Origin of the sequence: Streptomyces jumonjinensis (assembly GCF_009600885.1) — a bacterium.
In the GTDB taxonomy this organism is placed as follows: Bacteria; Actinomycetota; Actinomycetes; order Streptomycetales; family Streptomycetaceae; genus Streptomyces; species Streptomyces jumonjinensis.
In genome coordinates, this window is sequence record NZ_VCLA01000051.1 from 1 (window position 1) to 12,798 (window position 12,798).

At 68.1% G+C, this 12,798-nt stretch carries 14 protein-coding genes; 5 read left to right on the forward strand and 9 right to left on the reverse strand.

Annotated features, from left to right (window positions below; genetic code table 11):
* The first annotated feature begins 230 nt into the window (after positions 1–230).
* On the forward strand, positions 231–1,421 hold the full coding sequence (locus tag FF041_RS06495) for a sulfite oxidase (RefSeq protein WP_153521419.1): 1,191 nt from the start codon (positions 231–233) through the stop codon (positions 1,419–1,421).
* A 74-nt stretch (positions 1,422–1,495) separates the two neighbouring features.
* Here the strand turns inward: FF041_RS06495 and FF041_RS06500 are convergent, their stop codons facing one another.
* Complete coding sequence (locus tag FF041_RS06500) at positions 1,496–1,741, reverse strand: NUDIX hydrolase (RefSeq protein WP_194291947.1); 246 nt, start codon at positions 1,739–1,741, stop codon at positions 1,496–1,498.
* On the reverse strand, positions 1,738–2,418 hold the full coding sequence (locus FF041_RS06505; RefSeq protein ID WP_153521420.1) for a TetR/AcrR family transcriptional regulator: 681 nt from the start codon (positions 2,416–2,418) through the stop codon (positions 1,738–1,740). Before FF041_RS06505 ends, FF041_RS06500 begins: the two co-directional genes overlap by 4 nt.
* A gap of 152 nt (positions 2,419–2,570) precedes the next feature.
* Here FF041_RS06505 and FF041_RS06510 point away from each other — a divergent pair, with 152 nt between their 5' ends.
* Entirely contained in the window at positions 2,571–3,497 is a 927-nt protein-coding gene (locus tag FF041_RS06510) for an NADP-dependent oxidoreductase (RefSeq protein WP_323391371.1), read from the forward strand.
* Positions 3,498–3,763: 266 nt separating this feature from the next.
* Here the strand turns inward: FF041_RS06510 and FF041_RS06515 are convergent, their stop codons facing one another.
* Positions 3,764–4,096, reverse strand: a complete 333-nt coding sequence (locus FF041_RS06515) for an ATP-binding protein (RefSeq protein ID WP_323391372.1) — start codon at positions 4,094–4,096, stop codon at positions 3,764–3,766.
* 404 nt (positions 4,097–4,500) lie between these two features.
* Here FF041_RS06515 and FF041_RS06520 point away from each other — a divergent pair, with 404 nt between their 5' ends.
* Together FF041_RS06520 and FF041_RS06525 are read left to right on the forward strand one after the other, a co-directional pair.
* A complete protein-coding gene (locus FF041_RS06520) occupies positions 4,501–5,817 on the forward strand; it encodes a tetratricopeptide repeat protein (RefSeq protein WP_153521422.1) in 1,317 nt (438 codons plus the stop codon).
* On the forward strand, positions 5,814–6,374 hold the full coding sequence (locus FF041_RS06525; RefSeq protein ID WP_323391373.1) for a GNAT family N-acetyltransferase: 561 nt from the start codon (positions 5,814–5,816) through the stop codon (positions 6,372–6,374). The genes FF041_RS06520 and FF041_RS06525 overlap by 4 nt, the downstream gene beginning before the upstream one ends.
* A 232-nt stretch (positions 6,375–6,606) precedes the next feature.
* Here FF041_RS06525 and FF041_RS06530 read toward each other — a convergent pair whose 3' ends face one another.
* The 6 genes from FF041_RS06530 to FF041_RS06555 all read right to left on the reverse strand — a co-directional run bounded on the left by FF041_RS06530 (position 6,607) and on the right by FF041_RS06555 (position 10,990).
* Positions 6,607–7,041, reverse strand: a complete 435-nt coding sequence (locus FF041_RS06530; protein WP_323391374.1) for an NUDIX hydrolase — start codon at positions 7,039–7,041, stop codon at positions 6,607–6,609.
* A gap of 67 nt (positions 7,042–7,108) precedes the next feature.
* A complete protein-coding gene (locus FF041_RS06535) occupies positions 7,109–7,720 on the reverse strand; it encodes an AAA family ATPase (protein ID WP_153521423.1) in 612 nt (203 codons plus the stop codon).
* Positions 7,642–8,493, reverse strand: coding sequence for a hypothetical protein (locus FF041_RS06540; protein ID WP_153521424.1), 852 nt, complete (start codon positions 8,491–8,493; stop codon positions 7,642–7,644). The genes FF041_RS06535 and FF041_RS06540 overlap by 79 nt, the downstream gene beginning before the upstream one ends.
* Before the next feature lie 64 nt (positions 8,494–8,557).
* The gene (locus tag FF041_RS06545) at positions 8,558–9,346 is read right to left on the reverse strand and encodes a hypothetical protein (RefSeq protein ID WP_228388052.1); all 789 of its coding nucleotides are present in this window, start codon (positions 9,344–9,346) and stop codon (positions 8,558–8,560) included.
* A 7-nt stretch (positions 9,347–9,353) separates the two neighbouring features.
* Positions 9,354–10,268 carry a radical SAM protein gene (locus FF041_RS06550; protein WP_323391375.1) on the reverse strand — a complete coding sequence of 305 codons (915 nt, stop codon included), beginning with the start codon at positions 10,266–10,268 and terminating at the stop codon, positions 9,354–9,356.
* 389 nt (positions 10,269–10,657) lie between these two features.
* Positions 10,658–10,990, reverse strand: coding sequence for an ATP-binding protein (locus FF041_RS06555; RefSeq protein ID WP_323391376.1), 333 nt, complete (start codon positions 10,988–10,990; stop codon positions 10,658–10,660).
* 320 nt (positions 10,991–11,310) lie between these two features.
* Between FF041_RS06555 and FF041_RS06560 the strand changes: the two genes are divergently transcribed.
* A complete protein-coding gene (locus FF041_RS06560) occupies positions 11,311–12,636 on the forward strand; it encodes a tetratricopeptide repeat protein (RefSeq protein WP_153521428.1) in 1,326 nt (441 codons plus the stop codon).
* Positions 12,637–12,798: the final 162 nt, after the last annotated feature.

The window sequence follows — 12,798 nt, forward strand, 5'->3', positions numbered from 1 at the left end:
CCGGTCAAGCCCGGGGCCACGGTTCGGTCAAGCGCGCCGCAGTGCCCCCTACCCCCTGCGCGTACCCGCCTCTATGATCCCGCGCATGGCCGCTCCTCCACGCGACGGCGGGCTCCCGCCCGTGCCTTCGCGCCGCGCGCTCCTCTGTCGCCGCTGACCTCAGCGGCCGTCTCCCGCTCATCGGGCATCGCCCGGCCCCGGACCGCCGCCCACCACTCCCAGGGACCGTCCTGACCTCTGCCCCCGACCGCCGGCGCCTCCTGAAGCTGATCGCCTCCGCGCCCCTCGCCGCCGCGCCCCTCGCCCACGCCGCCCCCGCCCAGGCCGTCCCCCGAGCCGCCCCCGGCATCGTCAAACCCCTCCCGCCCGGGATCTTCACCCTCCGGGGAACCAACGCCGAGACCGACTTCGCCGCACTGCGCGACACCGGACCGCTCACCCCCGCCGACCGTTTCTTCGTCCGCAACCACACCTCCACCCCCGTCATCGACGAGCGCGACTGGACGCTGACGGTGTGGGGCAGCGGTCTGCGCGGACGCCGTCCGGTGGAGTTCGGCTACGGACAGCTGCGCTCCCTGCCCTCTGTGACCCGTACTGCCGTCGTCGAGTGCGCAGGCAACGGCCGCAGCCTCTTCACCGCCCAGCAGGGCGAGACCGTCAGCGGCACCCCCTGGACGCTCGGCGCGCTCGGCGCGGCGCGCTGGCGCGGAGCACGGCTGCGCGACGTCCTGGACCGCGCGGGCATCACCGCGTCGGCCGTCGAGGTGATGCCGCGCGGTCTGGACGACGAGTTCATCAGCGGCGGAGTGAACCTCGGCCGGGTGCGCCGCCCGCTGCCCGTCGCCAAAGCCCTCGACGATGTGATCCTCGCGTACGAGATGAACGGCGAGCCCCTCCCGTACGACCACGGATTCCCGGTACGGGTGATCGTCCCGTCCTGGATCGGGATCGCCTCCGTCAAATGGCTCGGCGACATCGAAGTCAGCGACACACCGCTCGTATCGCCGTGGAACACGCAGTTCTACCGGCTCTTCGGGGCCGCCCACCCGGCCGGCGGCAGCGCCCCGCTGACCCGGCAGACCATCAAGAGCGCGCTGGAACTGCCGTTCGGCGCGACCGTGGCGGCGGGCGTCGCCATGACGCTCACCGGCCGCGCCTGGTCGGCCGCCGCGCCGGTGCGCACGGTCGAGATCAGCACCGACGGCGGCGAGCACTGGCGCCCGGCCCGGCTGTGCGACACCCCGCGCCGCGACGGCTGGGTCCGCTGGAGCGCCGACTGGCGCCCCCGCACCACAGGCAGGGTCGAGATCCTCGCCCGCGCCACCGACCGCGCCCGCGGCGTCCAGCCGGAGCGGACCGTCCACAACACCCAGGGATATCTCTTCGACGCGGTGGTGCGGCACCCGGTCACCGTCGTCTGAGCGGGCGCGGCGGGGTCCGGCCGCTGATGAGGGGCTCGTGGGCGCCCAGGGGAGTCCGGCTGCTCCAGGCTTCCTCACCTGCCCATGTGTGAGTCGTGCCAGTGGACGGACATCGGTTCGCCCTTGATGTAGTGGCTGATGCCGAGGGTGTTGTAGCGGACGGTGTCGTCAGGGAGGTGATCACGGTGATGCCAGGAGATGCCGGCGCATTTATGAGGCTCCGCGTTGACCGGTTCGCCGCTCCATTCGTTCGTCGCGAAGAACCAGCCGACCCGGGTTCCGCCCTCGGGGTTGCGGAAGTACATCAAGTCGGCGGTCACCCCGTTCGATGCGGTGGCTTGTAGAGGTCGTCAAGGCGGAGCGGCGCGGGCTGGGGCAGGGGTGTGCCGTCCGTCGGAAGGCAGGACTGGAGGAAGTAGGCGAGCAGGCGGCGGGATGCGGCCATGGAGGCCGCCGGGGACTCTCGCACGACGCCGTTGTTGGCCAGGAGCAGGAGGGTGACGTCGCTGGGGTCGAAGTCCTTGCGCAGCTGTCCGGTGTCCTTCGCACGCTGTACCAGCCGGGCGAGGCCCGCCTCGGCGCGGGCACGCTCACGATGGACGTCGGGCGCGTCGGGAAATTGGGAGAGGAACGCGGCGCTGAACCCGCGGTCCTGGGCCTGCATCGTGCACACCTTGGTGAGGACGTTGCGAAGTCCGTGCCAGGGATCGTCGTCCTGAAGGGCCTCGTCGAGGGCTGCGACGCACTGGCTGAGTTGTTCGGAGAACGCGGCGGCGATCAGCGAGCCGCGTGTCGGGAAGTGCCGGTAGAGGGTGGCGGCACCCACGCCCGCTCTGCGGGCGATGGTGCTGGAAGGTACGTCGGTGCCGTTGAGGGCGTACGCCTCGCGGGCGGCTTGGAGGAGCCGGGCGCGGTTGTGCCGGGCGTCGGCTCTCTGCCCCGGGACGGGGGTGCCGGAGGTGGAGGGGGGCGGGTTCCGAGGCAGTTGGGCAGGCATGTCTCCCACTTAATCACAAACGGAAGAGGTCGACCCTTTAGCGGGTTAGCGTGACCTGGTGCCGTGGTGCCCCGCGGCCGGCTCTCTGCCGCAGAGGTGAGCGGCTGCGAGTTCTCCTGCTGAACGACGTGCCATGTGTACGGAGGTTTTCCGTGTTTGCTGTGCAGTACCACCGCTATGGCGGTTCCGAGGTGCTTTGCGTAGAGGAAGTCGAAGAGCCGCACGCCGGGCCCGGCCAGGTCCGCATCGCGGTGCGTGCCACCGGAGTCACCCCTGCCGACTGGTACCTGCGCTCAGGGATGCTGCGGTCCATCGCCACCGTGGACTTCCCTCATATCCCCGGCATGGATGCCGCGGGAATCGTCGACGAGGTGGGCGAGGGGGTGACCGGCACCGCCGTGGGAGATGCGGTCTTCGGCCTCGTCCCCTTCCTGGATCAGGGAGGCGCCGCGGCCCAGTACGCCGTGCTGGAGGCGTGGGCGTCCAAGCCTCAGTCATGGTCCTTCGAGGAAGCGGGGGGCGCCGCGGGCAATATCGACTCAGCCACACGTGTGCTGGAAGCGCTGGAAGCCGCCGAAGGCATGACCTTGCTGATCGATGGTGCCGCCGGAGGCGTCGGCACCATTGCCGCGCAACTCGCCCGGGCCCGCGGCCTCACCGTGATCGGCACCGCGAGCGAAGCCAACCACGGCTTCCTCGACCAGCTCGGCGTTGTACCGGTCACCTACGGGGCGGGGCTGGCCGATCGCCTTGCCCCACTGGCCCCGCTCGGTGTCGATGTGGCTCTGGACGCGGCTGGCAAGGGCTCTCTCGCCGAACTGGTGGCCATCGTCGGCGACCCGCACCGCGTGGTGACCATCGCGGACTTCGACGCCGACCGGCACGGAGTGCGGTTCTCCCGCTCCGAAGCCGGAGAGTCGCCGGGCTGGGCAGGACTTCCGCTGGCGGCCGACCTCGCCGACCACGGCCGCCTCACCGTCCCGCTGCACGCCGTGTTCCCGCTGAAGGAGGCCGCCACAGCTCATGACGTCAGCGCCACCGGCCACGCACGCGGCAAGATCGTCATCACCGTGCCCTGACACGCGGACACGTCGGACCGCGACCAGCGGCCCGAAGCGGGACGGCCACGGCCACGGTGGCCTTCGCCAGCGCGACCTGGGCCGGACCGCACGCCGGCGCCGGCCACCACGGCTGTACCGGCCACCACGGCTGTGCCGACTCCGCACGGGAGGGCGCCCCGTGGAACGCCCCGTACCTGGCAACATGCCCGAGCCGCCCCCCAGGGGCACGAGCTCGGTCGGCGGGGCAAGAGGGTAGGGGCGCGCACGCTGCGACGGTCCCGGGATCACCGGACACCCCCGGGGATCGGGAGGGAACAGCGGACACCGGTTCCGTCGTCCGTCAGGCACAGCTCGTGGGCGTGGGCGGCGACAAGAAGCAGACCACGGCCGCCCTCCGCGAGAACATCCACCGACTGCTGCTCAGGAATCGTGACCGGCGTGCCGTCCCCCACCTCGATCCGGACACATGATTCATCCCGCCGCATCCGGAACCGGACCACATTCCCCTGGCCGTGCAGGAAGGCGTTGGTCACCAGCTCGCTGACCACGAGTTCAGCGACCCCGGCAAGGTCGCCGAGGCCCCAGAGCCGCACATACGCGCGGGCGATGCGCCGCACCTGCCCCGGCCTCCGCCTGTCCTGAACGTCTATCGGGGCACCAGCCCTCGTGCTGCGTGCCATCGATACATCGCAAGGGTTCGCAGGCACCTGAGCGGAAGTCACGCCTTCGGCCACCAGGCCGTGGCTCGTCATCCGGTTCACCGGTGTGGGTGACATGGTGGCGTCTCCGTCCATCCGGGGTGCAGACCGCCGCTCGTGCTCGTTGCAGCGGGCCGTCCATCGAGGGGGTTCGGGCACGGAAGCCGTGGTCCGGTCATCGGCCTCCCTGCTCACCGGATTCAGTGAACCGGTGAACAGGTAGGCGTGGACAGGCAATACCGACAGCCTCTCGGCTGCGGTGAACCGGCAATTTTTACCTTGGGAAGGGCTCTCACGGCCGGGGCGCCGTTACCGTGAGGTTCATGGCGGACAACGTCCATCTGGCAGTGCACATGGAGGCGACCGGGCTGAAGCAGGCTGAGCTTGCACAGCGTCTCAACGACCGTATCGAGGGGCTGACCGGCAGACCGGGCAACCTCACGGACCGGCACATTCGCAACTGGCTGACCGGAAAAACACGATGGCCGCAGAAGCGGCAAAGGGTAGCTCTAGAGGCAGAGTTCCAGGTCAGCGCTTTAGAGCTGGGGTTCGTTCCCCGCTCCGGAGCGAGAGGAGGTGAACTCTCCTCTTCGGCAATTGCATCGCCACCATCGGAGGATCCTGTGAAACGCCGTACCTTCGCCGGTGCGACCCTCTCCCTGACAACGGCGGCCTTGGTATCCGTACCGAACGCTGCCGCCCGCCCCCGCGTGGGAATGAGGGATGTCAATGGGCTGGAGGCCGCGTTCGCCGAGCTTGTCGTCGCGGACAATGCGCACGGAGGCACGATCAAGTTGGAGACCCGAGCCCTCGCGTTCGCTCGCCACGCCTTGGAACGCCAGGCCATCGGCACCACCACCGAGCGCGTACGGTCGCGTCTCTACTATCTCGCGGCGGCCTTTACCGGTACTGCGCTCTGGGCGGCAGTAGACGACTTCCGCCCGGACCGCGCACACCGTCATTTGCAACAAGCCCTCATGCTCGCGGGGCTGTCCGGTAATTCCGAGATTCAACTGCGGCTCTGGAGCCACGCGTCCCTGCTGGCATCTCAGCAACCCGGCAGGATCCATGAAGCGATCGCCGCCGCCCAGACCGCACGGAACGCTTCCGCATGCCGCCGCGATCCTCTCTACGCCTCGCTCACTTCCGCCCGTCTGGCAGGGGTCCAAGCGCAGGCCGGCGACACCATCGCCACCACCGCTGCCCTGCGAGCCATGGACCAGGCCCGCGTGGCCTTCGACCGGGCCGACCCGGCCACACCCCGGCCCGCCTGGATAGATTTCTACGACAGAGCTGAACTCCACGGCTTGTCCGCGCTCATCATGGCGCGCGTCGGCCGCCACAGCGAGGCCGAAGCCCATTTTCACCAAACATTGGCACGGCTACGTCCCCAGTACCGCCGTAACCGCACTTACTACACGACCCACCTGGCGCTGACCCAGCTCCGGCAAGGCGATGTCGAGGAGGCATGTGCAACGGCCCTGTCGGTTCTGGCCACCAGTACTGGTGATTCACTGACCGGGCGTACCGGTAGGTGTCTTGCTCGCTTCAACCGCGAGCTGGTAGCAAAGGCACGTGGAGCCAAGTGCATTTCCGAATGGACGGCCCGCTACACCGAGCGACAGGAACGACGTCAGTGACCCTCGAAATCCGCCAGGCCACAGCCGAGCACCTGCCCGCCATCCGCCAGACGATCCTCGACATTCACATAGAGGTACGACACCGCGACTTTGGGCTGACCGGGCCATTCTATGACGTTGACCGATACGACCAGCGACTGACGATGTACGCATCCCGGCCCGGCTGGACAGCGGTCATCGGCTACGACGACGACGATCCTGTGGGCTTCTGCTTCGGCATGCCGCTGGGCACCGACACCAAATGGTGGACCTCGATGTCGGAACCCCAACCGGATGAGTTCATCCGTGAAGACGGCAAGCGGACCGTCGCCCTCAACGAAATCGTCGTCCGCAAGCCCTGGCGAGGCAATGGAGTCGCCTGGCAACTGCACGAAGCATGGCTCTCCCAGCGACACGAGGAACGCGTCACCCTGCTCGTCAACCCAGCCGCCGGCGACGGAGCCGTTCAGGCCGTCTACGAAGCATGGGGATACCGGAAAATCGGAGAACAACAGCCCTTCCCCGACTCACCCGTGTTCGCGTCCATGCTGCGCCCCGTGCGCCGTTCCACGACCTGATGCGCCACCCGAGCCGGACGCGGCGCTCCCGTCCGGAGCCACGGTGAGCGCAACATGCCCGAGCCGCCCCCCAGGGAGTGACGATGCGGCCCAGGGACATCTCTTCGACGCGGTGGTGCGGCACCCCGTCGCCGTCGCCGTCGCCGTCGCCGTCGTCTGAGCGGGCGCGGCGGGGCCCGACCGCTTATAAAGGGCTCGTGGGCACATGGGAGTCCGGCTGCTCCAGGCTCCCTCACCTGCCCATGTGCGAGTCGTGCCAGTGGACGGACATCGGTTCGCCCTTGATGTAGTGGCTGATGCCGAGAATGTTGTAGCGGACGGTGTTGTCAGGGAGGTGATCACGGTGATGCCAGGCGATGCCGGCGCATTTATGAGGCTCCGCGTTGACCGGTTCGCCGCCCCATTCGTTCGTCGCGAAGAACCAGCCGACCCGGGTTCCGCCCTCGGGGTTGCGGAAGTACATCACGTGGACGAGCCGTAGGGCCTCTCGCCGCAGTCGGACACCGATCTCTTCTTCTGCCTCGCGGATGATCGCGTCGTAGACGTCTTCATCGTGCTCGACCTTGCCAGAGGGCAGATTCAGAAGGCCGTCGGCGTAGCCGGTGTTCTTGCGTTCGGCGAGTAGCAGGTCGCTGCCGCGTTCGAGGATGAGCATGACGTCGTTCACGGGATGGGACTGCGGCACTGGTCCTCCAACGGTGCGGGGTAGGTCGTCGGGGGACTGTAGCGGTCGGTCAGATCGCGGTGATCCCCAGCTGGGTAACCCGCTTGGCGATCCACTGGACACGCTCGGCAGTGCTCATCCCTGTGGGGACTTCGAGGATGGGGACGCCGGTGTCTTCGCATGCCTGGTAGACGGCGTGGTCAGCCTCGTCTTGCAGGGAGAGGACTTTCTCCCTCATCCGGTCGCCGCCCGCTTTCTGGTCGAAGCGGTCGCGGCAGTACAGGAGCAGGTCGTACGCGGTGGGCATCCAGGCCCGGCACAGAGCGTCGCAGGCGGCGAGGACGGCTGCGGTCCTGGGCTCGGTGGCGTCGAGGACCAGGCGGGCCAGGGCGAGCACGTTGGCGGGGGTCTTGTCTGTGATGAGGAGCTGTTGGTGACGCGCTGCCCGTAGGGGAACGGTGAGCTGCTGGGCGAAGAGGTCGAGTTCGGCTGCGAGGTCGAAGTGGCCCTTGTTGTGGAGGACGATCTCTTCCATGAAGGGGCTGGAACGGGCGGGCTCACCAGTGCACAGGGCGTTGATGGACTGTTCGCGCAGATGTGCGGTCAGTGCGTGGACGAGCGTCGTCTTGCCGGCTGCTTGTGTGCCTTCGACGGCGATAACGGTGCAGTCGCGGATCGGCATGGACCCTCCAGCAGTTTGGTGAAGGTCGGGTGGGTGAGCCAGCCCCAGGCGCCGTTGGCTCCGTGGGAAAGGACTCGGTTGACGTTCAGTCCGTCGGGGCCCCAGTGGCCCAAGCCCTCGGTCCGGGCCGCGACGTAGGCGGTGGACAGGGAGTGGCGCAGGTTGAGGACGCTGACGCGTTCGCGGCCTTCGGTGTCGGCGTCGTCGGTCCAGCGGCGGTGCAGCGCGGGCATGGAGGTGCCGCGTAGTTCGGGCTGGGTGACGTCGAGTCCGAGTTCGGTGCAGACGTCGACGAGCCGTCGTGACGTGCCGGTGAGGAGGTGCCCGGCGTCGTAGCGGGTGTCCACGTACTGAACGGCGTCGGGATTGCTGGTTCGGCGTTGCTTCCAGTAGGCGCGGGCCCGGGTGAGGTCGGCGTCGTCGTGGGGTGCGTTGGCGTCCAGGACGGCGAGGTCGGCGCAGAGCTGGTGTCCGGTGATGAGGTCGGCGTAATCGCTCGCGGCCCGCAGGGTGGCGGCTGCCGAGGCGACGAGGTCGTTCTTCTCGGCGGGGTCTTCGACGTAGACGCTGGTGAACGCGTAGGGAACGTCGGAGAGGTCCGTCAAGGTGCCGGAGGGTAGGTCGAGCCAGACGATCGAGTAGCAGAAGGGCCGGTTGCCGTTCTTGATGCGGTAGTTCTTGGTCCACTCGACGTCGATCGAGGCGATACGGACGGTGCCCGCGCGGCGCTCCGGCAGCCGGTCGGGATGCGCGTGGCTGTTGATGGTGATCATGTTTTCCTGCCGTGAGCGGGGGACACGGGCCCGATGCCCACGGCCCCCGCAGAACGCTACTCGTCTACCAGCTGGGGGTGCGGGTGAACAGGGTCGGGAACTGGTCCCAGGCGACCGTGCCGACCAGCTCGTGCAGATTCAGCGGTCCCTCGCACCCGTCCCGCTCCTCCCAGTGCAGGCGGCCTGTCGCCTTCCCGCCCAGCAGCGTGGACATCAGGGCCTGTGTCAGCGCCCCGGCTGCCAGTGACTCGGTGACGAGAGCGGTTTCACCCGCTTCGGCCAGGATGTCGTAGCAGAGCTGGGCGTGGGTCGGGTGCTGGAGCACCAGCAGCTCGTCGGCGACCGTCAGCCGGTGCGCGGCGGAGGCATCCGCGATCCCGAGGGTGGGGTCGAGGTCCAGAGCCGTGTCCACGCAACGCGCCGTGCCCGCTGCGCGGTGCTCGCGGTTCTCCCAGGCTTCGGACACCGCGGCGATACCGGGATGCCGGTGCCCCTGGCAGGAGCGGGACAGGCCACGAAGACCATGCAGGTCGTCCATGGCCGAGTGCCAGGCGATGATCTGAGCCTGCCGTCGCGCCTGGATGAGGAACTCGTCCAGCATGTCCAGCAGAGCACGATCCTGGTCAGTCTCCGCCGCCATCACCTTGAACCCGTAATGCGCCAGCTGAGACGTGACCGGAGTGGACCGCGTGCGGTGCACCGGCATCAGCACCGCCGCGGCGCTCATCAGCATCGGGCCCGTGCCCGCGTCCGCCCACTGGCAGGAGACCCCGGTCAGCCACTGCACCGGCCTCTGCACCGGCCGCCCGGTCGACCCGAAGGGCGTATCGGGCCAGCCCAGGTTCGTCAGCACCCGCACCTCAGACTCCCTGCGCCACGGCGTGGATGGAGCGCCCGAGGTACTTCGCGTAGTGGTTCTCCTTGAACCGGTACCGCCGCCAGATGGCGGTGATCGGCTCCTCCAGGACGTTCCCCAACGGCTCCCACAGATCCTTCGCGTCGTAGACGGGCCAGGCACGTGCCATCCCGTTCGGCTCGATGACGATCATGTGACCCTCGTTCTGGGGGGTCCACGTCGTGAGCCGCAGCGCGGGCGACCACTGGTGCTCCGCGCGGAGCCCTCGGAGATGCTGGAACGTGGACTCGGCCTCGTCCTGTGTGATGAACTCGTGCTCGGCGAGATTGAGCGCGTTGCCCTTGCGCAGCGGCAGGATGAGCTTGACCTTCCCGGCGTTGAGCACGTCCCCGATCTGGACGGTGAACGGGAGCACGGACAGCGTTGAGCGGTACACCACAGCCGACAGCGACAGTGAGATGCCGTGCTCCATCAGGGCACGGACGCCCGCCATCTGCTTGTCGTAATCGCCGCGTACCCGGCGGACCGTGGCCCGGGGCCCCTCCAGACCGATGTTGGCGAAGGCGACCTTTCCGGCGATCCGGGGCGCGTGGCTGAGGCCGTGGGTGGCGTTCGTCGGCACGGCGAGGACGAAGTCCCGGTGGTACATCTCCACGATCTCGTGGAAGTCCTTGCGCATCAGCGGCTCCCCGCCCGACAGGAAGACCCGGCCGACACCGGTCAGATTCCTTCGCACGGTGTCCAGCTCCTCCAGCGTCGGGTCCGGGAGCTGTAACACCTCCGAGCAGAACGAGCAGTCGAAGTCACACCGCTTGGTCACCTGCACGATCACCGACAGGGGCACCTTCGCGGCTGCCGAGGCCGCCGCGATGTCCACATCGGGGGCGGCGCTGAAGTGGTGACCGCTTCCCTCGAACACGACCCCTGTGCCGATCTCTCGCACCTTCCTGGGCGGAACTGATGGAAGACCTAGTTCTGTCATCGCTTCTCCGATCCAATCGTCTGGGCGTCTGGAGGGGCTGAGCAGGTATCCGTACGGCAGCTGCACGCTGGTGTCCGCGAGGCCGTCGGCTATACGGGAGCGAGGAGCACCCAGTGCCCCGGGTGACCGGCTCTAGGGCGTGAAGCCGTACTTCATGGTGAGTGAGCTCACCCATGCGGCGATGGCGAGGAATCCGGTCAGCCCGATGAAGAGCGAGCTGAGGCCGAACCCTGTCATCTCAACTGCCCAGTCGTGTCTGTTCCGGAGGCACTTGATCGGATGCGCGCACCCCGTGAGGAACCGTCGGCCCCAGGACGGTTCCGGGATCACCGGCCACCCCCAGGAATCCGAATGGCGCACCGGACACGGGTCCCGTCCTCCGCCAGCCCCCAGCGGTCGGCGTACGCGGCGATCAGGCACAGCCCGCGACCGCTCTCGGCGAGGGGATCGTCCGGCGTCCCCTTCGGGATTGTCACCGTGGTGCCGTCGCCCACCTCGATCCGAACGAACGACTCATCCCGCCACATACGGAACTCGATGACGCTCCCCCGACCGTGCAGGAACGCGTTGGTCACCAGCTCACTGACGGGTAGCTCAACCGCCTCCGCCAGGTCGTCGAGGCCCCAGAGCCGCAGGTACGCGCGGACGATGCGCCGCACCTGACCCGGCCTCCGCCTGTCCTGAGCATCTAACGGTGCACCAGGCCGTGAGCTGCGTGGCAGCTCCATGTCGCAGCGGAATGATCTTGCATGGCCCGGAGCTGTCGCAGTCGGGGCTGCCGCTGGGCTGGCCAGGATGGGTGACATGGATGCCTCCGTCTCTCCGATGGCGGGACGCCTGTTCGCAGGTACATGTGGGGCTTATGGCGAGGTTTCCGCCCCGAGCAACTGACGAACAGTGAACCGATCGGCACTCACGGTGGGTATGTCCGTGCCAGGGTGGGGAGTTGAAAGACTTGAATGTCGGGGAAGGTACGGTCATGGCCGCCCAGAATCTGTCGCTCGCCCTGCTGATCGATGAGGCCCGTTGGACCAACGGCGAGGTAGCTCGCGCGGTTAACCGAGTCGGGACGGAGCTGGGACTGTCTCTGAGGTACGACGACTCAGCCGTGTGTCACTGGCTGACGGGCACCGTCCCGCGTAAGCGGGTGCATGACGCGATCCTTGAGGCGTTCTCCCGGCGGCTGTCCAGGCCCATTACGCCGAAGGAGGTTGGTCTCGGGGGAACCCTGGGCTCCCCGGCCAACGCACCGGACACCGTGGCCGAACTGATCGAACTGGGAGGGGTGGACATGGACCCGTCCCGGCGGGCGATACTCGGAGCCGCCGGTCTCTACTCCGCCGCGGCGCTGATCCCCGGCTTTCCGGATGCCATCGAGAGGTTCGCCTCGTACCGCCGCAACCCTCGAATGAAGATCGGCCATGCTGAAGTCGACGCTGTGGTGGCGATGACAGTGCGCATCAGCGAAATCGACGACATGTTCGGCGGCCGGCACGCACGACCGATGGCAGCAGCGTTCATCGTGAACACCATCGCTCCGTACCTCAAGGAAGACGGCCCCGAAGACGTTCGGAAAGCGATGCTGTCGGCAGCCGCCGACCACTGCTACCTGACCGGGTACATGGCAATGGACGAGCGGGCTGACGGGCTGGCCCAGCGGTACTACACGAAGGCCCTGGAACTGGCAGGCGGGGCGGAGGATCACCTGACGTACTGCACAACGCTGAGAGGGATGAGCGTTCAAGCCGTAGACCTGGGTCACAGTGCCCGATCACTCCAGCTCGCCGACGCCGCAGCGACCGCGTCCCCGCAGGCCGGACCCAGGATGCGGGCGTTTCTCGCCGGGCAACAGGCTCACGCTGCTGCGCAGAGCGGCGACAAACCCATGGCCCTCCGTCGGATGCGGGAGGCCGAGGCCGCTATGGACCAGGCGGAATCCCGGGCGAAGACGTTCGGCTCCTACGACCCCTCGTCTCTGCACTACCACATAGCGCAGGTTCGCTACTCCCTTGGCGATGTCGCCGGTTCGGTAGAGGCAATGCAGGAGTCGGACCGGCTCCGGGAGCCGGTGTACCGAAGGACGAGAGTCCGGTACGGGGCGATGCTCGCCGAGCGGAAGCTACAGGTTGGACGGCTGGAAGAAGCGTGTGCGGATTGGGAGCGGATGCTCGACGACTACCAGCATGTGCAATCCGGCCGCTGCGATGACCGGTACCGGTCGATGATGTCCGCGATCCGTCCCCACATGCGGAACCAGCATGTACGAAACCTCTACGAGCGGGCCCGCCCCCTCGCCCCTGCCTGATGGGCCCGCTACCCTCCGGCACCGCGTCACCGTCGCCGTCGTCTGAGCGGGCGCGGCGGGGCGCGACCGCTTATAAAGGGCTCGTGGGCACCGACCCGTACCGGACATCCCGGTCGCCCGTACGGACGCACGGCGGAGGTGACGCCATGGCGCGCACGCCCC